The sequence below is a fragment of the Motilimonas eburnea genome, assembly GCF_021295345.1.
Lineage (GTDB): Bacteria > Pseudomonadota > Gammaproteobacteria > Enterobacterales > CBDFNC01 > Motilimonas > Motilimonas eburnea.
Window position 1 is genome coordinate 152003 of the sequence record NZ_JAIMJB010000005.1, and the last position, 23597, is coordinate 175599.

Below are 23597 nucleotides of genomic sequence, written 5' to 3' on the forward strand. Positions count from 1 at the left end.
TCATCTTAGCCGAGATCGTGATGGCTGACGTCATCGACCTTGCTCTTTGGAGTGAGATCCTTGATAGCAATGCCATCGCGCATATTAACTAAGCCCTGAACCACAATGCGCTCTCCCACCTCTAGGCCCGATTCGATCAAAACTTGATTGTTAACCCGTGTCCCCAAGGTGACTTGAGTACGCGCCACCGTACCCTCTGGCTGAACCACGTACACAAAGCGTTTAGTACCCGAATATTCAAGTGCTTGAACCGGAATGATAGGCGCAACTTGCTCGGGAAAAACCAAATCTGCAGACATTAACATGCCTGGCTTTAATAACTGCTGCGCATTATCGAGATGAACTCGCACGCGAACATTTAGGGTATTGGCGTTAACGCGCGAATCAATTGCAGCTATCTTGCCGACAAAGGGGCGGTCTGGCCAAGCGCGAGTGTGGGTCGCCACTTCCATGCCTGTAGACAATTGGCCGAGGTAGCGCTCAGGTACCAGCAAATCAAGCTGCATGGTATTGATGTTATCTAAGCTTAGCACTGGCTCACCCACGGCTTTCATGTCACCTAGGTTCACATCAATCAAGCCCAATTGCCCAGCAAATGGAGCGCGTAATTGGTATTCGTCTAACGCGGCTTGTGCCGCCGTCAATCTTGCTTGTGCGACCGCCACACTGGCTCGCTGCGCATCAAGCTCGGTTTGTGTCCCTGCGCCGCGACTAACAATGCGAACCAACTCGGTTAGCTTTCGTTGCTCCTCTGCAACGACAGATTTTGCCTCGACGACCGCAGCGCGTGCTTTATTATCATCGAGCTGTACTAAAACTTGAGCGGGCGCGACGAGCTGATTGGCTGATACTAAAATATTGGCCACCGGCGCAAATATTTGAAACCCAAGATCCACCGATTGTTGGGCTTGGAGGTTACCGACTAAGGTGAGCGCTTGGGCTACCCCTTGAGCATCCACCTTGGCGGTCACCACTTCAACTTGGCGACTGGCCGACGCGGGCGATATGGCCGTCGCTGAAGAGGGCGTGCTGACGTAATAGGCGATGACGCATAACAAACCCACCACGAATACCAATGACCACTTTGTCTTTGTCATCTACCTTGTGCTCCAACAATTCATCTACGGGAATTATACTGACCGTAAGCTAAGCCACGGTCAGTTAGTGTAAAGAAGGGTAAAGAGATTGCTGACTTAGCTCAATTGGGGCTTATGCATAGTCAGCGTTAACCAAGCTAGGGGGGCTGGCGCGATTAACGCAGTAGCCAAGACCGCAAGGGCGTTTTGCCCACCAAATAAATAAAGGCCAACGAACCAAAATAGGTGCCAAATAGCAGCACGCCATCGCGCGTTAAGCCCTCCAAAGCAAACATGCGCACCAGATTAAATAGCACAATAGCAATGGATAAATGGCACACGTAAATAGCAAGCGTATGTCGACTTAATCTATGCACCCAAGGTACATCACCAAAACGAGGGTTGGCCAACAGCCACATAAATAAGCCAACGCCCCACATGGCGCTAAAAAAGAGAAAGTCGTGACCCGCAAACGGCACACCTTGCGCATATAAATTAAAGGCTTCCGCAAAATGCCCCAGCAACCCTATCAAGCCAAGCAAAATGGCCTGAGCTGAGGTTAACGACCACCCCGAGCGGCGAATTTCAAAGCCGATTGCCACCATCAGCAAACTGAAGAAAGGCCCATTACGGGTAAAAATAGGCGCACCCCATTGTGATAAATCACTGTAACTGCCAGCTAACACGCCATAGCTATATAACACCAAAGCCAGCGGCAATAGCCAAGATTGACGCTGGTAGTGCAGCAACACCGCGATCATCGCCACCGCTATCACCAAGCTTGGCAAAAACCACAGGTGCACTAAACCGCCTTCAAACAAGGTATTGAGCGGGGTTTGCCATAAAAACTGCCAATACCCCATACGCTCGGCTAAATAGCCCTGCTCGGCCAACACATCAAACCGGCTCGGCAACAGTAAACAAATCACTGACCATACCAGCCATAATCGCAACAAGGGGCGGCTATAGGCTCTCATCACTGGGTAAGGGTTAGCGGCTAATTTAGGCTGAATGAAATAACCGGCGGTAAGAAAAAAGAAGGGCACCGCAAAGCGAGCTAACTGGTTAGCGATATCTGCCAGCCAAGGCTCCCCTGCGATAGGCGGTAAGTCGATAAATAACCGCACATGGATCACAATGACCGCAATCATGGCGATCACGCGCATTAGCTCTAGGCTAGCAATTCTTTGGTTGGGTTGTGGCATGGTTACCTTATCTATCACGTAAAACAACCTCATTCCCTGAATTGATATGGCCACCTTCCCTGCGGCATGGCAGATGCAAAGCACCCTGAATAACAAACACAAGGGTATCACCAAGGGGCTCGTCACATCCTTGACCCAAGTAGGATTTGCTCACAAAGATAGACTGAGACTTGGTCTACAAAGATATGAATTAAATTCACATTACAACTTAGGTTGACCTAGTGGTCATCACGATTGAGTTACATATAATTGATGTCATTCGATTCGGTTGGCAACTTCACGCAGTTTCGGTGCGTATCAGCAATGTTCAAGAGCGGGGATCTTCTTGTATCAGGGTGGATAAAGTAAAACACATTGCTGAACAACAAAGTGCAGTCCAACCATGCTCATTCACTTTGCCACTTTGGAACTTAAACCATGAAAAAAACATCTCTTGCACTTATCATCAGCTCGCTCATTGTCGCCCCTTCCGCTTTTGCCGAAGAGGATATGCACGCCTTTGACCCCCGCAACACCTCTGCACGTGTAGGTGCCACCGTCAACACAGATAACGGTGAGCTCAAAGCCTTTGCAGGCTATGGTGCAGCCAACCTGTATGACGCAGGAGAAGGCGAACAAACCCAAACCATCCTATTTGGCGAATACTTCACCGACTCAGACAATATGCGCGCGCGCATCGCACACTTTGACAGCCGCTTTGGCGGATTATACGGTGACTTTTTCTTTAGTGATTATGCCGATAGCTACACCGCAGGCTATATGCTGCCACTCGAAACAGCGGACGGAAAGACAAAATTATTCCCTTCTGTTAACTACAGTTACATCGACATAGATGATAGCCTCGCCGCGCGTGATATCAGCCGTAAAACAGGTTCTACCGAGGAAGAAATCCACAAGTTATTACTCGATGCTGGCGCCAAAGACGCGCACATGGCGAGCTTAAACCTGTATGCCTTACACGTTTGGAACGACACTCACTATACCGTAGTACAAGCCATGGCAGGGCAAGCGGTAGATGGCATTGACGATCTTAACTTTGTTGACTTAATGTGGGTGCAGGGCGTGCAAGCTTATGTGAAAGGCCAGAATATCAACATCTTTTTAGAAGGCCGTTACCATAATATTGAAACCGACGCGTTTAGAAATATGGGTAAACAGCGCAAAGAAGATGCGAAAGTATCCTTAGGTTTTGATTGGCGTTTTTAAGACCCCAGCCGCGGATCCTTTAGCGGCAAAAGGAGGCTACTCGCCTCCTTTACTAAGGGGATATTGAGCCCTATTGTTGGCCATATATTGAGTGAATCTGACCCTGTTCCTTGGCTCTCTCCAGGGCCAGCTCTATCTTATTCAGCAAGGCTTTATTCCCTTTTTTAACCACCATAGACACAGGCGTCCCTCCAGGGCTTAGACTTAACACCCGAAGCGGAATATGGTGCTTATCGGCCAAATACCTGCCGACTTGCAGCGGGGCGATCATGGCTTGGAACTGATTTTGCTTTAGCAAGATAATGGATTCTTCTTTACTTGTTGTTTTCTTATTTCGCACTTCAATATCATTCTTTTTCAGATAGTTATCAAAGTATGAATGGCGGTCGCCAACAATGGTTTGCTTGTTTAAGTCATTCAGTGTCTGGATCTCGGTATTCTCTGCCAGTACAAACACCGCACTGCGACGCTGATAAAATGGCTCACTAAAGTCAAAATACTTGCCTCGGGTTTGATCCCATTCCATGCCAATTACACAATCTAACTTGCCAAAGCGTAGCTCAGCGACCACATCGTCCCAGTCACCCACTTTAACCGTGAATGGCACATCCATTTCATTCACCATGGCCTGAAATGCAAGATAATCCAGCCCCTTGGGTTCGCCATCTTCACTGTACTGATAGGGGTAAAAACCTTCCGCCATGCCGCAGACATAAGCAGATTCAGCGGCAACAAAGCGACTCAGTAAACAGGCGAAAATGATCACGACGACTTTCAAACGAGAACCCCTATCCGATATATTCCCAATCAATCTGGAGATGTATTTAGAATTAAGTATATAACGCTAGGACTGAGCTGGATAATAAATTGATAATTCACGCCACAAAAATCAGCCCCGCAGAAGCAGGGCTGAAGGAGACTAGATTGAAAAGTTAATCAGCTAAATGAGCACAATCGGCTTGCATCACCTTGGCCCATGCCGCCACAAAATCCTTAATGAATTTCTCTTGGTTATCATCTTGGGCATAAACCTCAGCGTAAGCGCGCAAGATGGAGTTAGAGCCAAACACTAAATCGACTCGTGTGGCACTCCATTTCACTGTGCCCGTTGCACGTTCAACAATGTCATATTGGTTTTTGCCGGTTGGGCGCCAAGTGAAGTCCATGTCGGTGAGGTTGACAAAGAAATCGTTACTGAGCACACCAACACGGTCGGTAAATACACCATGCTGACTTTGGCCATAGTTGGTGCCCAGCACACGCATGCCGCCCACTAGCGCCGTCATTTCATGGGCGGTTAAGCCCATCAGTTGGCTGCGATCCAATAACAGTTCTTCAGGACTCACCACATAATCTTGTTTTAGCCAGTTACGAAAACCATCGTGGATCGGCTCTAAGACTTCAAATGAAGCCACATCTGTCATTGACTCGCTGGCATCACCGCGACCGGGCGCAAAAGGAACCGAGATAGAATAACCTGCCGCTTTAGCAGCCAACTCAATGCCAAGATTACCCGCTAAAATAATCACATCGGCAAGGCTGATATCAAACTGAGTCGCAATCGGCTCAAGCTTGGCAAGCACACGCGCTAGGCGATCTGGCTCATTGCCTTGCCAATCTTTTTGCGGCGCCAGACGAATGCGCGCGCCATTGCCGCCGCCGCGCTTATCTGAGCCGCGATAGGTACGAGCACTGTCCCATGCGGTGGCGATCATGTCGCTGCCACTTAATCCGGTACTGGCAATCGCCGATTTCACGGCTTCAACGTCATAGCTGGTGCGACCTGCAGGAACAGGATCTTGCCACAATAAGTCTTCTTTTGGTGCATCAGGGCCGATATAGCCGGTTTTCGGGCCAAGATCGCGGTGCGTCAGCTTAAACCAAGCGCGCGCAAACACTTCAGAGAAGTAAGCGGGATCTTGATGGAAACGCTCAGAAATTTTGCGATACTCGGGATCCATTTTCATCGCCATATCGGCATCTGTCATGATCGGCTGGTGACGTAGGCTAGGATCTTCGACATCAACTGGCTTGTCTTGCTCGTCGATAGCAACGGGCTGCCACTGCCAAGCGCCAGCAGGGCTCTTGCTCAACTCCCACTCATGATTGAGCAGCATGTCAAAATAGCCGTTATCCCACCGGGTTGGATGCGTGGTCCACGCCCCTTCAATGCCACTGGTTACCGTGTCTCTACCGATACCACGTGATTTTTTGTTAAGCCAACCAAACCCTTGATCTTCAATCGGACCCGCTTCTGGCTCAGGCCCCAATTGCCCCGCATCACCATTACCATGGGCCTTACCTACGGTATGACCACCCGCGGTTAACGCCACGGTTTCTTCGTCATTCATGGCCATGCGGGCAAAGGTTTCACGCACGTCTTTCGCCGTTTTTAGAGGATCTGGCTTACCGTCCACCCCTTCAGGGTTGACGTAGATTAAGCCCATCATTACCGCGGCTAATGGGTTGGCTAATTCACGATCGCCACTATAGCGGCCTTTACTGTCATCACTTGACGCTAACCATTTTTTCTCTGTCCCCCAATAAATGTCTTTCTCAGGATGCCAAATATCTTCACGACCAAAGGCAAAGCCATAGGTTTTTAGGCCCATTGACTCGTAAGCGACGGTGCCGGCATAAGCGATCAAATCGGCCCAGCTCAGTTTGTTGCCGTATTTTTTCTTCAATGGCCAAAGTAAACGTCTTGCCTTATCGAGATTGCCATTATCTGGCCAAGAATTGAGAGGAGCAAAGCGTTGGTTGCCAGTACTGGCGCCGCCACGGCCATCGGCAATGCGATAGGTGCCTGCCGCATGCCATGTCATACGGATCATTAAACCGCCATAGTGCCCCCAATCCGCGGGCCACCATGGTTGGCTTTGCGTCATTAACGCCATTAAATCTTGCTTTAAGCCTGCAAAATCCAGCTGCTTCACTGCGGCTTGGTAATCAAACCCGGCATCCATCGGATTGGTTTTGGTATCGTGTTGATGAAGTATGTCCAAATTCAGATTTTCGGGCCACCATGCCACATTCGACGTATTATTAGTCGTGACACCACCGTGCATAACAGGGCATTTATTCGCTGCCATAAGTGAAGCTCCTATCTAGATAGACTGGATTGTCTTAACGCTGTCGTGCCCACTTGGGCACAAAACAACCATTAAAGCATGGTGCAGAAACCAATAAAATCAATAACCAATACCGCATTCAGGCTAGGTTCAGATATAGCTGATTATTTTCGGCTTAAGGTGGCGTTATCTTGATAATTGAACATAGGTGGGAGCTGTATTTATACAGCGAAACAGCGCGTTAGGAATACGTTATGCGCCATTATGACAAAGCCGATAACAATCGCTGCAGATCATTTCTCGCCCATTGTTTACCAAGGCATTCTTCCAGATGCTGCTGCGCAAAACGCAAAAATCCCAATGCGGCTGGCGACAAGTGCCGATCGTTACGGGCGATAAAATACCAGTGACTTTCTATCGGGAAATCCGCCACATCTAGGGCCACAATACTCTGATCATGGGCGGGTAATACATGGCTCGACAACACCGCCAGCCCCATACCTGAACTCACGCCTACGCGGATCGCTTCATTACTGGCCATCTGTACACTGCTGGCCAAGGTTAAACCATGGGTTTGTAGCCAGCTTTCAAACAACATACGCGTGGCAGAGCCTTGCTCGCGCAATAAAAATCGCTGCTTCATTAAATCAGCAAAGGGAATATTTTGCTGCTGAGCCAGTGGGTGACTAGCAGGCGCAACTAAGGTGAGTGGGTTAAGCAGAAATCGTCCAGCACACGCATGCTCAAGGGACGGCGGATGACTAAACACATATAAGTCGTCTTGGCCTTGTTCAAAGCGGCGTAACACCTGCTCGCGGTTGCCAATTTCCAGCTTAATATCGACCGCTGGAAAGCGTTGACTAAATGGCCCTAATAAGCGTGGCAAAATGTATTGTGCAGTGCTCACCATGGCAATACTAAAATGGCCGCGCTGCCCCGCTTGAATCGAGCCAAGGTATTGATTGAAGTCGTTAAAATTACTTAAGGTTTGCTGGCAAATTCGGTACAGCTCTAAACCCGCATCGGTGGCGACCACTTGATTGTGCTCTAGGGTATAAAGGGGATCGCCCACCGCTTCACGCAGGCGTTTTAATTGCAACGACACCGTAGGCTGAGTCAGATGTAAGCGTTTGGCACTTTCACTGATTGAGCCGGTTTGAATGACATCAACATAGACCTGCAACAAGCGAAAAGTAAGGTGGCGAATATTCATAACAAATCCAACCATTGATAATTATCTATGGATTGTTATTAAGTTTTTTATTTCCGTCAATATTTAAACCATCCTAGAATCCGCTCGACAAATACACCATACGTTAATTAACACGAATAAAGGGAAGATAAATGCCAGATATCGTCGTCATGTTCTTTGTTTTAGGCCTGTTTGCTGGATTAGTACGATCGGACTTAACCATCCCTAAGGCCATGTATGACATGCTAAGCCTACTGCTGATGTTAACCATAGGTTTAAAAGGGGGCATGGCGCTGCATGGCAATATTAGCTGGGGCCTGCTGCCAGAGATGGCGACCGTGATGATGATAGGCGCCTTGATCCCTCTCACCTTTTTCCCATTACTTCGGAAATTCATCGGCTTAAACCTAGCAGACAGCGCCAGTATCGCTGCTCACTACGGCTCGGTAAGTGCGGGTACCTTTGCCGTCGCCTTGGCATATGCACAAAGCAAAGCGTTAGTAGTAGGTGCGGAAATCACCTTATATTTGGTGATGATGGAGCTACCCGCCATCATCGTTGGTTTGCTACTTTATCGCCACCACAGTGCGTCATTGCCTAATGCCCAACCGGTTTCCGTGGGCGCGTTATGGCACGAGGCCTTGACTAACAAAGGGGTTATCTTGTTGGTTGGCGGTGTGCTCATCGGCTTAATGTATGGCAGCACCGAAGGCGCGGCCGTGACTGACTTGCTAATGGGCGGCTTTAAAGCAGTATTAGCCTTGTTCCTACTAGAAATGGGTATTACGGCAGCGCAAACCCTGCGCCCCTTCCCAGTACATCAGTGGCGCTTAATGCTCTTTGCTCTGGTTGCCCCCCTATGTTTGGGCACCATAGGCGTATTGATCGGCGGCTTGTTAGGCCTAAGCGAAGGCGCGATTGTTATCCTTGCCAGCTTAACCGCGAGTGCGTCCTACATCGCCGCACCGGCCGCAATTAAAGCCGCGATACCAGAAGCTAACATCGGCCTCGCCATGCTCAGCGCCTTGGGATTAACCTTCCCATTTAACGTGTTAATTGGCATCGGCGTGTATCATCAGTTAGTGCCGGTTCTAACGTAACCGTTTTAACCTAACTGATTAATCTGATTAGCTAGTAAAGAGGGCTCGCCGTTAACAACAGCGAGCCCCTATTTATGCCACTATGGTTCGTTTATACGAATACCGCTCTTTTGACAGCGCCAATAGCGATAAAAATCTGCTTAGCTTGTTCTAAATCTTGCTGTTCACCATAAATAGCAAAGCGTGCTTGATGCAATAACGCGGTTTCAACGGGATACGGTTTTGCCAGTTCAAAGCCGGTTGCTAATTGTTCCTTTGCGACATCGAATTGGCCAAGCCCAGCAAAACACAGCGCCCCCGCCAAACAGGTGCGAGATTCTGCAATGTTGAGTTCCTTAAAGCGCTGACTGGCCGCCCGCCAATAAGACAAGCTTTGCTCGTATTGCTGCTGAGCCGATAAGATCAAAGAGAAAAACAAATCACAGTCAGCCCAGCCGCGTTTGGTTTGCGACTTTTCAACATATTGCAATGAGGTTTCACATGCGGCCCAAGCCTGCTGGTACTTGCCTTGCTCCAATAAAGCGTCACATAAGCCAATCCAGGCAATGCCTAAGTTGAATGGCTTATCCAATTCAACAAACAGATCGATGGCTTGTTGCTGATAGCGGACAGCCAGCTCAAAATCGCCATACTCTTGGTAAACACAACCTAAGTTAGACAGCGCCGCCGCTTTGAGCATAGGGTCATCTATGTATTGTTCATTGTCGATACAATAACGATAGCTTGCGATGGAAGCGGCTATTTCACCCCTAAAACTTTGTAAAGTGGCTTGATTTAACTTAGCGCGGATCAACACTCGCTGATGACCACTTTGCTCGGCAATATCCAGCGCCTGTTTTAAGTATTGTTCGGCTTTATCCAGTTGGCTTTGCCGCCAAGCTGAAATACAAAGATAGTTATAGAGTTGACCCAAAAGCGAGATAGGTAAATTGGGCTTTAGGCTGGCTCGGATCAACCCTTCAAGTAATTGCCAATTGCCACTTGGGCTAAGCAGCTCAGCCAAATTTTCTTGTTCAATCAATTGAGCGGCCAGCGCTTGCTGAGCAGGCGTTGAGAATTGCGCCGTTTCATCCCTCAATATCAATTGCTGCTCTTCACATGCCAAAACCGCGGCGAGCTTGCTTAAATTAACGGTTTTTATCTTCTTGGTTTGGCCAGTTAACCAACGACCGACGGTTTTTCTGTCAACGCCAATTTGATCGGCCAACCACCATTGTTTGAGGCCAAGCTGTTGCATGCGGTTATCAAAAAACACCACATTGAGTGTCACATTATCCACCTTGCCCATGCGCCATGTCCCCTAATGTCCCTTACCAACTCATTGCTAACCGAGTATAAAGACCACCACTTACTAGCTCAACTAAACTCACGCAGCAGCGAGGCCACAATATGGATAACCAACCAAATATAAAAGAAGATTTTCAGGGATTTATACATTATTGCTGGCGCCACCATGACACCGACGCCACTCAAGTTGCCGAGTTATTAGCCCAGCATACGGCTGAGATCGGCAATGCTAAACAGCTAAGCCAATATTGCTCGCTGATACTTCACGTGTTTGGAGGGCATTTGGCCACATGGCCGCGCGCGTTGCAGCTACTCACCCAACTAAATAACCAAAGCCAATGGCAGCAGCACCCAGTGCTAGCCCGGGCTTTTGCCGTGACAGCCTATTGCAATGCAAGTGAAGCCGAGTTTCAGCAATATACTAGCGATATGACCAAGGCAGATCTATGCCAAACTTATGCCCAAGTCGCTAATGAATTAAGCGCGCAAGGAAAGATGACACCAGCCCTAATCGCATTTAACCATGCAACGGCAGAATTGCCCGATGAGTTACCCAGCCAGCCCGAAGTGGCCAGATCCCTTGCCATCACTGCCAATAATTTAGCGGTTGCGCTGGCTGACCTGCCCGATAGAACCCTCGAACAAGACCAAGCCATGGTGGAAGCGGCGCAGCAAGCCTTAAGCTGTTGGCGTATTGCCGGTGGTTGGTTAGAGCAAGAGCGAGCAGAATACCGCTTAGCCCTGTGCTATTTAGCCGCAGATCAGCTCGACCTCGCTCGGCAACACGCGCAACTCTGCGAAGCCATCTGTTTAGCCAATGGCGCAGACAGCTACGAGTTATTTTTTGCCCATGAGCTATTACTGCAAATCCACAACGCTTATTGCCAGCATCATAAGGCCAAGGTCCCTGCTGAATATCAGGCTGATTGTGTTATATCGACACCATCAAGCCACTTATCCAATTAACTTTGAGAGCCCAAAGGGGGTTTAAACTAGGTCGGATTGATCAAGCCGACGCGCAAATCCGTTGCCTGATAAATCGCCTTGCCTTGATGTAATACCACACCATCGGCAATCGCCATGGCAAAGGGCTTAGTAAAGACCCGTTTAATGTGTAATTGATACTGGATTTCCCCGGCGTCTGGGTAAATTTGGCCACTAAACTTTACCTTACCCACACCAATAGCGCGCCCCTTGCCCGGCAATCCCAGCCAACCGAGGTAAACGCCTAATAGCTGCCATAAGGCATCCAATCCTAAACAACCGGGCATCACAGGATCGCCTTGAAAATGGCAGGCGAAAAACCAATGGTCGTGGTGGATCTTTAAGCTTGCCCTCACCTGGCCTTGCGAAAACTTCCCGCCTTGGCTCGATATATGTTGGATTTCATCCAGCATTAGCATGGCATCGTTGGGCAACTGAGCATTGCCTTGGCCGAAAAAAGCGCCGGTTGTCATTTGTTGGATCTCGGTGTGTGAATATTGCATTGCCTACTCCATTTCAAAACTGTCAATGCATTGTCGCCAGCCAAGATCAAAATGGATTGTAACAATCGGACATAAACCGTTTAAAAAAAGATTGAGGAGGAAGCAACAGGCGCTTTTTGAAATCATGGATCAAATGGGATTGGTCGAAATAGCCGAGATCATGGCGCGTTTGGTCGGCCATATACAGCTGACGACAAGCGGCTTGCAAACGAATAATGTCGGCAAAGACTTTGGGAGCAAGCCCAGTATATTGACGAAACCAGCGCTGAATTTGTCGGGTCGAGCATTGCCCTTGTTGCGCCAACTCAGCTATCGAAGCTCCTCCATTTGATTGCAAAATACGCTGCAAAGCCAAGCTAAATACATCATTGGGCCGTGGCTTATAATGCTTAAGTAACCAGCCTTGGCATAGCTGTGCGCGCTGAGCAAATGAGCGAGTTTGATAGATGGCTTCATGGAGTTGCGCCATATCTCGACAAGGGAAAAAATCGGCAGCGACGTGATGATCGGTTATCTCAGCCAGATCTAAGGCAAAGAAATGCCGTAACGCGCCAGGATGGAAGCGGATACCAAAGTACTCACCTGCAGGCAGTTTCAGCTCATTGATTTTCGTTTGCGCGCCGCCAATCAATATCCCCTTGGCAGAAATAAACAAGGCTTGGGTGCCATCTGGAATAACAGGGTAACAGGTTGCTACCACAGCATTCACTTGTAAGTAAGAATGGACTAAAGCCCCCAAAGGCGGGGTGGGCCTGACTTGTTGAAGTGTTAGCCCAAACTTGGCCAAGCCTTGCTCGGTGAGCGTAGGTTGAAATGATTTAAAGTGGTTTTTAGCGGAATACATTTTTCACCATACTAGTAGCAAAATCAAATCACCCCGGCCTCACGCTGCATAATGCGTTGTAGCCAGCAACTCCACGCAAGCAATACAGGCCCCCAAAAAATGGAACTGCCTAAATAAGACAATAGGCTATATCCTATTGCGTGCTCCATCCCTGGATATGAATTCTGCAAGAAGATACCCACCAGCAACATAGATGGAAAAGACAGCACAAAGAGCAATAGAAATAAGGTGGCGGCGTTACTTAGATTGAGTATCAACAAAACGCAGGCGTTAGCCCACCAAGTTCGAGCGATGTACAGCAATAAGCCCAGTAGCAAGCTTGGCAAGCCGACCGTGACTAAGGCAACCAAGACATAAATAATATTAACACTAAACAGTGTTTCGGGTTTGCTATCAGCCAAAAATAGGCCACCAAGGCAAATAATAAACGGTAAGATTAAGCGAAACAGTAACATACCCTATCCCTGCAAAATAACAGCCTCAAGTGTAGCTAAAAAACAATCAATAAAAAATCAATAAAACATTTATACACTTAAAATTAGGCTTACTTTTTCAAATGTCGCCCCATGCGATCAGTAAGGCGCAACATTTTGTTAAATTAAGGGAATTGGAAATGATTAGACTCATCGTTCGCGCAGCATAGTGGCGCATCTCAGCTTTGGTTTGGGCGTCTATTGAATGGCGATTATCTTGAATTAACTAGATAACCATGGCTGCGCGATCTCATGAGCGCCAGCCATCATGGTGTTTTGTCTGAGCAAAGAACAATTAATATGTCAGCTTGCTATATTCCTGCTGTAACTGGGCCGCATTCGCCTTAGCAGCATCCGATAATGGGTTTTGCGTTAAGGTAATCTCAGCATTTTTGTCATTAATATTAGCTAAACCGGTTGGGAGCAAAGTCAGCTGATTATTCGATAGGTTAAGGATTTGCAAACTTGGGTTATTAGTCACATCTAAATCCGTTAACTTTGCATTGGCTAGCTGAACATTGTTCAACTTTACGTTATTGCTTAAGTCCATGTAATCAATATCATTGTTGCTTAGCGCCAAAAACGTGAGCTCGCTTAGCGGGCTCACATCCATGGCGGTGACTTGGGTATTGGCAAGGCTTAGATGAGTCAGCTTGGTATTATGGCTCAGATCAACCTGCATCAATGGATTATCAAATAAGTACAGCTTTTCTAAGTCTTTGTTTACGCTTACATCCAGTTGCGCTAGTTGGCCGCGCACTAACCAAAGTTCCGCTAAGTTGCGGTTATGTGAAATATCTATCGTAGCCATCTCGGTAGAAAGTAGCCTTAACACACGTAGATTACTCAACTGACTGAGATCCAATGAGGTCAGCTGATTATTTTGAATCGTGAGCTCTGTTAGCGACCAATTAGCAGATAAATCCACCGTCGTCAGGCGATTGTGAGCCAAGGTCAAACTCGCTAACGCAATAAAGTCATCCAACCCCGTCACACTATCGATAAGGTATTGATTACACTTAACCTCTGTGACTTCATGGGCGTAAGTTTGGGTCAGGTTGGTGGTTAAACACTGCCTTAAGTTTTCGTTGGGTACTTTAGCGATAGCATCCGCTAAAGGAAGCTTGGCTGCGCAGTTAACACGAAGCGACGGTAATAGCTTGTCAGTTTCAACTGGGCTTAATAAACAAACTTGCTCGCCCTGCTCAACCAACTGCGCGCTAAAAGGAGCGCTGTTGGCATCCACATCCAAATCAAAACTGCCATCGGTATCTAGGGTCACTTGCTGGCCAAGTACTTCTATTGTAATGGGCTCAACCAACCCTTGAATTTGGCCCGTAATACGTTGTTTTTCGGCATCAACAAGGTCATCCACCAGCTTGCTTGCTGAGCCGCCGCCACACCCCGCCAGCGCAACAGCACATAACAATAAAAGAGAAGAAGATTTTAAAGGAATGTGCATTACCATAAATTTAGTCTCAACTATTTAATGCTTAGACCTAGCTAACCATTGAAAAAACCAAACTATCACTCAAAATAAATCAATAGCTTAGAAATAAAACAACAAGCTAACAAAGCATCAAAGTATTAGCAACGCTAAATAGCAATAATTATCAATATTAACAAATGAGATAATAGTAAAGCTGTTGATTGAAAGCGCCATAACTGGTCAAGACGGATAGACTTTGCCACAATGCCCCCCCATTTAGGTTAAGTTGACCAATTGAATCTATGCTCGGTTTATTTGTTTATGGCACCTTGCGGCCCAATGAGATTAATCACCACTATCTTAAAGACCTCAATGGCGATTGGCGCAGCGCCCACATCCAAGCCACCCTTTATGAAACCGGCTTAGGCCCTACTTCCGGCTTTAAGGTGGTGGATTTATCTCAGCCTACTCAATCCATTGAAGGCATGATCGTATTCAGTGAAGCGTTGGAACAAGCTTGGCCCGCCCTCGATGAATTTGAAGGAGAAGGCTATGTTAGGCAACTCACCACAGCCATAGATAACGAAGACAAGGAGCACCAAGTCTTTGTTTATGCCCTTGATGAAAAATACTTTTATCTAAGACCTTGATGATAACTTACTCGCTTTATACCTAAGGACAGCCCAGATGACAGGAATAACGGATCTAACCGAACTACTAAGCTCCATGCAGCCTGAATTGCAACCCAGTGAATTTGTTTTTTGTCATGTCTCTGGAGAATTATCGCAACATTTAACCCTCAACCCCATCGCCACCTTTATTGAGGCAGAAGGCTTAACCTTAGTGCTGGAAAAAACATCGGCCGAACAAGCCGGGATCCCCTTTGATGGCAGGTTTAAACAGATCACCCTCACGGTTCATTCAAGTCTTGAGGCGGTAGGGCTAACCGCTGCCGTATCCGGCCAGTTGGCAAACAAAGGCATCAGTGCAAACGTCATTGCCGCCTATTATCACGATCATATTTTTGTACCTGCCGACCAAGCAGAGGCCGCTCTGGCTGCACTATCTGAGTTAAGTCGCTAATCGTCTTGATAAATTCACTAAGGAAAACACCATGGTTATTTTTTATGCAACATTCACCTTGCTCGGTATTGCGCTTCCCTACGGCGCACTGATACCTTGGCTGATGGACCACGGAGTGGATCTCCCCTTACTTGTTTCACACGCAATGGCCAATCCCATCAGTTTATTGGCTTGGCTTGATGTCATCATCGCAGGAATCGTGTTGTTGGTGTTTATTGTGACAGAAAGCCGCAAGCATCAGATTAAGTATTGGCCCCTGGCTGTCTTCGGCACTCTCACTGTCGGAGTGTCTTGTGGGCTGCCTTTGTTTTTATTATTGAGAGAGTTAGCAACAAAAAAATCGGTCACTAACTGAGTTAGGATCCAAGTCATTTGAGTCTAGCAATGAGAAAGCTAAAGAGATGTTGAGATCACTACTTACCATACTCAGACGAGATAAAAAACGCACACCTGAATATCCTGCAAGCGTGATTGTCAACGAGCTCGATGCAGCAGACACAGAAATTGTCGAACAATGGGCAAGGGTGTGTGAGCGCGAGCATCAAGATCTGTTTGCGGTTTATGCCATACGCCTTGATGACGACGCCACCCCGTGGCAAGTGATCTTTTCGGCCGGAGAATTGATTCGTGAAGAGCCGTGGGCATCTAACCTAAGTCATGCCATTCATCATGCCCTATTGTCTGTTACTGGTGTAGACAAAGCCTGGCACGATGATACCGAGAAATTTGTGATATCAGGCAACCCTGCTGGTATAGAGCTAGTAGAAAAGGTAGCCACTGCAGTCGACGGCTTTATGCGAGCCAACCTTACTCAATGGCAACGTCATAACCAACAATCCTGATAAATCCCACCTATCTCTTCACTCCACTACTTGATAATGAATATCAAACACAATAGTATTGTTATAATATAACATAACTTAAACAAGGATGATTATGGCAACCGCCAACACCCCCACTCAACCATTTGCCGATAAGTTAGGCATGATCTTTTCCGGGCTTTGCTTGGGCCATTGTTTGCTTACCCCCGTCGTTATCTTATTAATGGGAGCAGAGATATTTGGCTTTGCTTTAGCTTCTGAGTGGCCTCATCGGGTTTTACTGGTGCTTGCTTTAGCGATGGCCGCATGGAGCTTGCCTAAAACTTGGCGACAATCGCGTAACAAAGCCTTGCTTAGTCTTGCTCTCGTTGGTGCCATCACGTTACTTGCAGGGGCATTTGTCCATGGACCGATGGAGGTCGCTTTTACTCTAATGGGCTCAATCAGCTTGATCTTGGCGCATATTCTCAGTATGCACCTGACTCGTAGCTACTTAGCTAACGCCATCGCCACATCAGTCTCTCCAGCAACCCCGCAAAGTGAGTCATAATATGCTTGCGCCCCTATCGACTTATGCCGCTTCAAGCCCAACCAGTTTTACTCTAGGTGCTGATCCCGAGGTATTAACTGACATCTTTAAACCCGAGTTCAACTTGGTCAATTGGCAACGTCCATTACCTGCCGAACTAACTCGTTATGTAAATTGGTTACAGCAAAACCCGTTAAACTTTGCCAGAACCTTAAGCCCAACTGAGGTGGTCCAAGTCCTTGCCGAGCAATTACCCAATGGCGTAGGCAAACAGCAGCTTTGCACCGATGTGGCATTATTGGTGGATATGTTTAGCTGCTTGATGGATTGCGAACATGTAGGCGTGCGCCTAACCACCTTAAGCTCTGCCATGTGTCCGCGCTTTCACACCGACAAGGTTATGTGCCGCTTGGTGACGAGCTATAGCGAAATCGGCACCCAGTGGTTAGATAATGCCAGTTTAGATCGCAGCAAATTAGGCTGGGGCAACCAAGGCAAAGCCGATGAGGAGTCCGGTTTATTTCAGTATCCCACGGATATTTATACCGCCCAAGTTGGCGAGGTGTTATTACTCAAAGGCGAAGCCTGGCCCGATAACGAGGCCAAAGGCGTAGCCCATCGCTCCCCTAACCTTAAGCCGGGAGCCAAGCGTTTAGTGCTGACCTTAGATCCGGCTTAAGAAAGACAAGAACACAATGCGCAATTGAGGACACGTTTAATCAAGGTGGCGCTGGCAAGCTAAGCTCACAACCAAACCAGCGGACTAATAACCATGCACAGCAAAGCCACCCGCCATCACAACTTCCACACTCATAAGCTGAGTCTTATCTTAACCCTCATGCTGCTAGTAGGCAGTAGCCAAAGCCAAGCAGAATCGACAGTACCGGCCAAGTCAGGCCAATGGCACTATCAAATTATGTTTGATAAAGCCCCTGTCGGCAGTATGCAAATCGCCTATCAAGTTAATAACGATCGCTACTTGTTCGAGAGTCAGTCACAGCTAACCATTTCAAGTTTTTGGGGTGATACCCAATTACAAAGCCGCTTATCAGAAACCCATTTAATGGATGGCACCTTAATTCAAGCCGACAATTTGCTCAATCAAGATGACAACACCCACTGGACCAAGATTGAACTGAAAAACAATGAATACCTTACCATGGGATCGCAGCTTCCCACGCTAGGCCAACAAGAAATAGCCGAGTTGACCGACCTAGTAAAACAAGCAGTGATCCAGATGGTTCCCAATGCGGGACATGTGATCACCTTAGGTGAGGTGCTCTTGACTGACGAAAACAACGCCATGAATAACAGCCGTTTATCCAAGACCGATTTTGATACCAGCTTCGCCGCCTTGCCACTGTACTGGCAGCAACACGGTTATACTTTACCTAAGCAACTGACAGTGTTTGATACAGAAAACATGCTGCTGTTTCATGCAACCAGTCAATTCATGGGCGAGGAAATCTTAGTCACCCATGCTGGTGAGATACCCAGCTATCACTATCAGTTAACCCTTGAAGACAAATCCAGCCTGCACTTATGGTTGGCAAAATCCAACCAAGATGTCAGCTTCTTTGCCCAAATCAAGGGCCAAGATAATGGCAATGACTACACCGTCAGTTTGGCGAAATAAATCATGGCCACAACCTGCTTCTTTTTGTGAATCAGCCCATGTTGTAATGACCCTAGTTCGGCTATGCTTGCTGCGTAAATGTCGCGTTGTAGTTAATACCAATCAAAGCAACAAGGGGAACCGGTGATGATAGAGCAGCAGATTGACGCGCTAATAGATGAGGAGCTGCAAGGCTTAAACCATATCGACGCCACGGATTTACAGTGTTTTATCGAACACCGAATTCAGCCTAGCTTGATCGAACTCAGCCTTGATACCTCGGGTAAGAAATGGAAGAGCTGTTACCTGCTCACCGAGCATAATGGCGTAAATGATTCAGCTTACCGCGCCGCTTTTGACCCCGAAACGGGTCACTTTGTGCGCGAGCTAACCCTAGCCGATGGCACGCCACATTACCTCAATCGCCACAGTGATCTTGAGGCCATTATTGACGCTTTCGCTAGCTAGGGCCGTCTTTTACGTGATGCGATGGCGGTTACAGGCCAAAACCGCCGTCAATATCGATATGCGCATTACGCAAGCCAATACTGCTATCAGACAACAAGTAATCGATCGCAGGCACTAAATCTCTTGGTTCTAACACTCTGCCCACGGGAATACTACTCAAGGATGCAAAAAATGCCGCTATGCTCGCTTCATCCATGCCCGCCTTAGCTTGGATTTCCGTAGCCGTTACGCCGGGTCGAATCGTATTAATGCGAACGCCTCGCTCGGCCAGCTCGACATTCAACACACGAGCCAGCCCCTCAAAGGCCGCCTTACTCGCACTGTAAACGCCCGCCGTCGCAAACGCCTTTAACACCGCCACACTCGACACAAACACCACGCTGGCCGGCTGATTTAAACAAGGTAACAAGGCTTGCAAGGTAACAGCCGGGCCGGTGAAATTCACCGCCATGGTGGTGGTGATATTTTCTAAACTGGTTTGCTCAAATGCCTCAGGGTAAAACACCCCGGCATTGAGTAGCACCCCATCTAGTTTGATTTGATCGCGTTGTAATTGCGCCGCCATTTGCTGAATTTGTTCGACATTGGCACTATCACACAACACGCCAATAACACTTTGCTTATGGGGTTGCACGGCTAAGGCTTCTAGCCTTTGGGTTGCTTGCTGCAAACGCCCCTGATCCCGCCCGGTAATCACTAGGCTCGCGCCCTGCTCGATTAAAGATTGCGCCGCGGCTAACCCTATCCCTGCGGTGGCGCCGGTGATCAAGATCGCTTTACCCTGAAATTGTGCTGACATATTTGCTCTCCTGTTTGATTAGTTGACCCTAGAGAGCATACGCTGGAGAATAGGTGCAAATAAGACACCAATAAAGAAACATATTGTTGCCATAAAGGAACGAAAATGAATTTAGATGCAACCACCCTGCACTTACAACTGCCTAATTTATACTTGTTTCGTCGTGTCACCCAACTTGGCAGCTTTCAGGCCACCGCCGATGCACTGCAGCTACCGCGATCTTCGGTCAGTAAAAAAATCGCCCAGCTTGAACAGCATTTAGGCCTGCGCCTGTTGCAACGCAGCACTCGGCAGTTAAATCTAACCGAAGCTGGCCAACAATTACTGATCATTACCGATTCGCTCACCGAGATGCTCAGTAATACCGCGAAACTCACCGAGCAAGCCCAAGCCAAGCCCAGCGGTCGCGTTAAGATCAGCAGTTCAACCATCATAGGTCAACGTTACTTACTGCCACTGCTGCCTAAACTCAAACGGCTTTATCCCGACATTGTTATTGAAATCAATTTAGATGATCGCGTGGTCGACCTGATTGAGCTGGGCATAGACATAGCCCTAAGAGTTGGGCAACTACCCGACTCGTCTTTAGTCGCTCGCCAAGTTGGCACTAAGTCTTGGGCTTGTTTCGCCAGTCCAGACTACCTACAACAAGCCCCCACACTAGCGCAACCGAGTGATCTTCACGCCCATCAATGCCTGATCTTTCGCCATCAAAAATTGGCCATGGACCATTGGCATTTTCGCGCACCCAGCGGTGAGGTCGAAAGCCTACATATTATCCCTAGCGCCGCGTCAGATGATGGTCGCACTTTGGTTGAGCTAGCATGCATGGGCATGGGGGTGATTCGTGTCGATCCCTTGTTAATTCAGCCCGAATTAAAAGCGGGGAAATTAGTGCCAATATTAAGCCAATGGCACCACCCCGACGCCGCGCCGATCCACTTGGTTTGTTTAGCTAAGGAGGCCCGCAGCCGAGCAGTCAATGAAGTATGGCAATTCTTGAGCCAGCACTTAAGTGAAGCCCTCGAACAAGCAAGGTATGAGTAGCCATCGAGACATGCGGCTATATGCTCTGCTTCTTTCTCATCCATTGATTCACCAACCAGCCATTGATCGGTAGCAAAATAACCGCGCCGACCAGCCACATCACATCATCAAGATAAGGCAAAAACACGCTGCTTCTATATAAGATCAAGCCAAAAACCGTTTCCATTAAGGCACTTATCATCAACAAGATAAGATACAAAGGGAAATACACCACAGAGATAAGCCATTGTAGCGGCTCCCATGTAACCATGTCGTTATGTAACAAGTAGGCCGCATACGCCTGCGTCGCAGAAAAAATGAATGCGGCGACATAAGTCTTGGATAACTTCATCTGCTCAACTCAATCCTAGCCTTGTGAGACGAATATTTTGCCTTTAAGGTACAACACGCCCTTACCTGATATCACCACTTTATCGCCCATCACCTTGCAGTTAAGTAAGCCGCCACGGGCAGAGGCTTGATAAGCGAGCAAGTTATCCTTACCAAGCTGGCCCGCCCAATAAGGCGCAAGCCCCGAGTGAATAGAGCCGGTTACTGGGTCTTCATCACCGCCATTGGCAGGCCAAAAGTAACGTGAAACAAAATCATATTGCTCAGCTGCCGCAGCCGTCACCACCACATCATAGGGCGCCAACTGCTTTAACAAACTTGAGTCGTACTTAACCTCACGCACCGCTTGCTCATCACTGAGCACGGCAAAATACGCTTGGCGATTACGCAACACATTCACGGGCACAATGGATAACCCCTCAACCAACTGAGCGGGCACATCCACAACCGCTTCGGGCGCTTGATTCGGGAATACCATTTCGATGTCGTTTTGCGCATTGAGCGTCACCTTAAGGCTACCCACCTTAAGGGTCGAAAAGGTAATTTCCTTGCTCACACCCAGTTCATGAAACAGCACATAAGCCGAAGCCAGCGTCGCATGGCCACAAAAATCTATTTCGGTGAGCGGCGAAAACCATCTAATTTCATAAGTGTTATCAGCAATATGCTTGATATAGGCGGTTTCCGATAGGTTATTCTCCGCAGCAATATTTTGCATCAAGGCATCGCTTGGCCACTGCTCAACCGGCACCACGGCGGCAGAATTACCCTTAAATTGCTGATCAGCAAATGCATCAATGACATAAATATCTAATTCCATCTGGTTTCTCCCTTTGGCCTTACACATCGCAATTTGTTGTTAACGAAAGCGATAACCACCATATAGGCGGCCCATAGGGAAATCAACAGAAAGTAAAACAGCGCATTATCATGACTTAACCAATTGTAATGAGGCAAACAAAGCACAGTAAGCAACAAACCGATGGCTTTAGCCATGGCAAGATCGACATCACAAACTCCTCGACCCATTCTTTGCTATCAGACTAAACACTGACTAACTCGGTATAATGCTGACGCATTGGAGAACAACGTCCGTACACAAGGAAGAAATAATGTATCAGGTAGGACGCTGGCAGTTGCTGCCAAATACCAACAGCATTAAATCCACCGACCAAGAAGTCAGGTTAGATCAAAAGCAATTTGAACTACTCAATTACCTGGCCAGTCGAGCCGGTGAAGACATCAGTAAAAACGACATTTTTGACCATGTTTGGGCGGGCAAAGTGGTCACCGAAGACGTGATATACGTTGCCATAAACGGATTACGTAAAGCCCTTGGTGATAAAGCGCGCTCCCCTGAGTATATTAAAACCCTGCCCGGTAAAGGCTATCGCCTGATTGCCGAGGTTGAAATATGCAGCCAATCCATTAAAGAACAAGTAAAGCCTCGAAAGATACTTACTATCTCTGCACTGTTCGCTGTCACTTTTGCCATGGTAATTGGCCTAAGTCTCTGGCCAACACCCAGTAAACCCGAACTTAGCGGTACCCAGCTAGAAAATTTCCAGCGAGCCAAATACCTACTAATGCAAACACCCGAGCACTATCCCGAGGCCATCTCATTACTGCAGGAAATCATCAGCATCGAGCCCGAATTTGGCCCAGCTTATGTGCAGTTAGCCAGTGCTAAAATGCACAAGATCCATCAAAATGATGCCGAACTGGTTGCCAATAAAACGCAAATCGAAGCCATGTTACTCAGGGCTTTAGCTTATGACGACACGGATAAATGGGCCCAACAAAGGCTGGCAAACTTATACTTCTTACTCTTTAAAGACCACAACAAAGCCAAACAGCACTTTGAATTATCTTTGCCAGATGCCACCTCTCATTATTATTACAGCCAGTTTTTGTTGGCCTTGGGCGACATAGCAGGTGCTAAAGATCAGCTCAATGCTTATGTTGATCTTTATCCCGAAGCCTACTCGAAAGAAACCGCGGCATGGATTTATACCATGAGCCGAGACTACCCACGGGCAGAGCAAGAATTAGACAAAATCAGTCAGCTCAATCAAGATAATTTCTACTTTCATGTTTCGCGCCAAGCCATTGCTGAATTAACAGGTGATGAAACCACCGCATTTACCGAGCTACACTGGCTAATGCAAGAAGCGGGTTATCCGGCAGAAGATTTGACACAAGTAAACACGGCATTTCAGCAAGGCGGGCTTAAAGCAGCTTATCATTGGCTGGCCTTTGAAGATAAAAAACACCTTAGCATAGGCCAATATTATCCACCGGTTTCCCTCGCCCGCTATGCCATTGGCGCAGGCGATTATCAGGCTGCGATCGATTGGTTAAAGCAAGCCAATACGGAACATAAAATCGAGCTATTGTGGATTGCCATCGATCCTAAGTATCAAGCCTTGCACTCGATGACCGAATTTAAGCAACTGGTTGCTGAACTTGGACTGGAAATTAAAAGCATTTAAATCAATATATTAAAAACATTTAAGAAAGTTTAAGACGCTTTTC

26 protein-coding genes are annotated in these 23597 nt (G+C 47.6%); 13 read left to right on the forward strand and 13 right to left on the reverse strand.

Features of this window, described 5'->3' with window-relative positions; translation table 11 throughout:
- Positions 1-5: 5 nt before the first annotated feature.
- Together K6Y21_RS06675 and K6Y21_RS06680 are read right to left on the reverse strand one after the other, a co-directional pair.
- Positions 6-1097, reverse strand: a complete 1092-nt coding sequence (locus tag K6Y21_RS06675; RefSeq protein WP_233071004.1) for an efflux RND transporter periplasmic adaptor subunit — start codon at positions 1095-1097, stop codon at positions 6-8.
- A gap of 155 nt (positions 1098-1252) precedes the next feature.
- Entirely contained in the window at positions 1253-2299 is a 1047-nt protein-coding gene (locus tag K6Y21_RS06680; protein ID WP_233071100.1) for an acyltransferase, read from the reverse strand.
- 399 nt (positions 2300-2698) lie between these two features.
- On the opposite strand from K6Y21_RS06680, the gene K6Y21_RS06685 reads away from it, so the two are divergent.
- Positions 2699-3487 (forward strand): hypothetical protein, encoded by a 789-nt coding sequence (locus K6Y21_RS06685; RefSeq protein ID WP_233071005.1) that lies wholly within the window; start codon positions 2699-2701, stop codon positions 3485-3487.
- Between the two features lie 70 nt (positions 3488-3557).
- On the opposite strand, the gene K6Y21_RS06690 is transcribed toward K6Y21_RS06685, so the two are convergent.
- The 3 genes from K6Y21_RS06690 to K6Y21_RS06700 all read right to left on the reverse strand — a co-directional run bounded on the left by K6Y21_RS06690 (position 3558) and on the right by K6Y21_RS06700 (position 7771).
- Positions 3558-4265, reverse strand: a complete 708-nt coding sequence (locus tag K6Y21_RS06690; protein ID WP_233071006.1) for a transporter substrate-binding domain-containing protein — start codon at positions 4263-4265, stop codon at positions 3558-3560.
- Positions 4266-4419: 154 nt separating this feature from the next.
- A complete protein-coding gene (gene katG, locus K6Y21_RS06695) occupies positions 4420-6579 on the reverse strand; it encodes a catalase/peroxidase HPI (protein WP_233071007.1) in 2160 nt (719 codons plus the stop codon).
- Between the two features lie 241 nt (positions 6580-6820).
- Positions 6821-7771 (reverse strand): LysR family transcriptional regulator, encoded by a 951-nt coding sequence (locus K6Y21_RS06700; protein ID WP_233071008.1) that lies wholly within the window; start codon positions 7769-7771, stop codon positions 6821-6823.
- Positions 7772-7902: 131 nt separating this feature from the next.
- On the opposite strand from K6Y21_RS06700, the gene K6Y21_RS06705 reads away from it, so the two are divergent.
- On the forward strand, positions 7903-8850 hold the full coding sequence (locus tag K6Y21_RS06705; RefSeq protein WP_233071009.1) for a sodium-dependent bicarbonate transport family permease: 948 nt from the start codon (positions 7903-7905) through the stop codon (positions 8848-8850).
- 91 nt (positions 8851-8941) lie between these two features.
- On the opposite strand, the gene K6Y21_RS06710 is transcribed toward K6Y21_RS06705, so the two are convergent.
- Positions 8942-10138: a tetratricopeptide repeat protein gene (locus K6Y21_RS06710; RefSeq protein ID WP_233071010.1), complete on the reverse strand. Its 1197-nt coding sequence runs from the start codon at positions 10136-10138 to the stop codon at positions 8942-8944.
- A gap of 101 nt (positions 10139-10239) precedes the next feature.
- Here K6Y21_RS06710 and K6Y21_RS06715 point away from each other — a divergent pair, with 101 nt between their 5' ends.
- On the forward strand, positions 10240-11103 hold the full coding sequence (locus tag K6Y21_RS06715) for a hypothetical protein (protein WP_233071011.1): 864 nt from the start codon (positions 10240-10242) through the stop codon (positions 11101-11103).
- A 26-nt stretch (positions 11104-11129) separates the two neighbouring features.
- Here the strand turns inward: K6Y21_RS06715 and fabA are convergent, their stop codons facing one another.
- The 4 genes from fabA to K6Y21_RS06735 form a co-directional block, all read right to left on the reverse strand.
- Positions 11130-11624 (reverse strand): bifunctional 3-hydroxydecanoyl-ACP dehydratase/trans-2-decenoyl-ACP isomerase, encoded by a 495-nt coding sequence (gene fabA / locus K6Y21_RS06720; protein ID WP_233071012.1) that lies wholly within the window; start codon positions 11622-11624, stop codon positions 11130-11132.
- A 46-nt stretch (positions 11625-11670) separates the two neighbouring features.
- On the reverse strand, positions 11671-12468 hold the full coding sequence (locus tag K6Y21_RS06725) for a helix-turn-helix domain-containing protein (protein WP_233071013.1): 798 nt from the start codon (positions 12466-12468) through the stop codon (positions 11671-11673).
- A gap of 23 nt (positions 12469-12491) precedes the next feature.
- The gene (locus K6Y21_RS06730; RefSeq protein WP_233071014.1) at positions 12492-12923 is read right to left on the reverse strand and encodes a hypothetical protein; all 432 of its coding nucleotides are present in this window, start codon (positions 12921-12923) and stop codon (positions 12492-12494) included.
- Positions 12924-13236: 313 nt separating this feature from the next.
- Positions 13237-14409 (reverse strand): leucine-rich repeat domain-containing protein, encoded by a 1173-nt coding sequence (locus K6Y21_RS06735; RefSeq protein ID WP_233071015.1) that lies wholly within the window; start codon positions 14407-14409, stop codon positions 13237-13239.
- A gap of 263 nt (positions 14410-14672) precedes the next feature.
- Here K6Y21_RS06735 and K6Y21_RS06740 point away from each other — a divergent pair, with 263 nt between their 5' ends.
- The 8 genes from K6Y21_RS06740 to K6Y21_RS06775 all read left to right on the forward strand — a co-directional run bounded on the left by K6Y21_RS06740 (position 14673) and on the right by K6Y21_RS06775 (position 18886).
- Entirely contained in the window at positions 14673-15020 is a 348-nt protein-coding gene (locus tag K6Y21_RS06740; protein ID WP_233071016.1) for a gamma-glutamylcyclotransferase family protein, read from the forward strand.
- A gap of 37 nt (positions 15021-15057) precedes the next feature.
- Entirely contained in the window at positions 15058-15453 is a 396-nt protein-coding gene (locus K6Y21_RS06745) for an ACT domain-containing protein (protein WP_233071017.1), read from the forward strand.
- A gap of 31 nt (positions 15454-15484) precedes the next feature.
- The gene (locus K6Y21_RS06750) at positions 15485-15808 is read left to right on the forward strand and encodes a DUF2834 domain-containing protein (protein WP_233071018.1); all 324 of its coding nucleotides are present in this window, start codon (positions 15485-15487) and stop codon (positions 15806-15808) included.
- A 46-nt stretch (positions 15809-15854) separates the two neighbouring features.
- Positions 15855-16295, forward strand: a complete 441-nt coding sequence (locus K6Y21_RS06755) for a hypothetical protein (RefSeq protein ID WP_233071019.1) — start codon at positions 15855-15857, stop codon at positions 16293-16295.
- A gap of 94 nt (positions 16296-16389) precedes the next feature.
- Positions 16390-16824, forward strand: a complete 435-nt coding sequence (locus K6Y21_RS06760; protein WP_233071020.1) for a MerC domain-containing protein — start codon at positions 16390-16392, stop codon at positions 16822-16824.
- A 1-nt stretch (position 16825) separates the two neighbouring features.
- Positions 16826-17482, forward strand: coding sequence for a DUF1826 domain-containing protein (locus K6Y21_RS06765; protein WP_233071021.1), 657 nt, complete (start codon positions 16826-16828; stop codon positions 17480-17482).
- Between the two features lie 93 nt (positions 17483-17575).
- A complete protein-coding gene (locus K6Y21_RS06770; protein ID WP_233071022.1) occupies positions 17576-18439 on the forward strand; it encodes a hypothetical protein in 864 nt (287 codons plus the stop codon).
- A 126-nt stretch (positions 18440-18565) separates the two neighbouring features.
- Positions 18566-18886: a hypothetical protein gene (locus K6Y21_RS06775; RefSeq protein ID WP_233071023.1), complete on the forward strand. Its 321-nt coding sequence runs from the start codon at positions 18566-18568 to the stop codon at positions 18884-18886.
- Between the two features lie 28 nt (positions 18887-18914).
- Here K6Y21_RS06775 and K6Y21_RS06780 read toward each other — a convergent pair whose 3' ends face one another.
- Complete coding sequence (locus K6Y21_RS06780; RefSeq protein WP_233071024.1) at positions 18915-19685, reverse strand: SDR family NAD(P)-dependent oxidoreductase; 771 nt, start codon at positions 19683-19685, stop codon at positions 18915-18917.
- Between the two features lie 105 nt (positions 19686-19790).
- On the opposite strand from K6Y21_RS06780, the gene K6Y21_RS06785 reads away from it, so the two are divergent.
- A complete protein-coding gene (locus K6Y21_RS06785; protein ID WP_233071025.1) occupies positions 19791-20732 on the forward strand; it encodes a LysR family transcriptional regulator in 942 nt (313 codons plus the stop codon).
- A 16-nt stretch (positions 20733-20748) separates the two neighbouring features.
- Here the strand turns inward: K6Y21_RS06785 and K6Y21_RS06790 are convergent, their stop codons facing one another.
- Entirely contained in the window at positions 20749-21063 is a 315-nt protein-coding gene (locus K6Y21_RS06790; protein ID WP_233071026.1) for a hypothetical protein, read from the reverse strand.
- A gap of 15 nt (positions 21064-21078) precedes the next feature.
- A complete protein-coding gene (locus K6Y21_RS06795; protein ID WP_233071027.1) occupies positions 21079-21882 on the reverse strand; it encodes a PhzF family phenazine biosynthesis protein in 804 nt (267 codons plus the stop codon).
- 292 nt (positions 21883-22174) lie between these two features.
- Between K6Y21_RS06795 and K6Y21_RS06800 the strand changes: the two genes are divergently transcribed.
- Positions 22175-23554: a winged helix-turn-helix domain-containing protein gene (locus tag K6Y21_RS06800; protein WP_233071028.1), complete on the forward strand. Its 1380-nt coding sequence runs from the start codon at positions 22175-22177 to the stop codon at positions 23552-23554.
- The last annotated feature ends 43 nt before the right edge of the window (positions 23555-23597 follow it).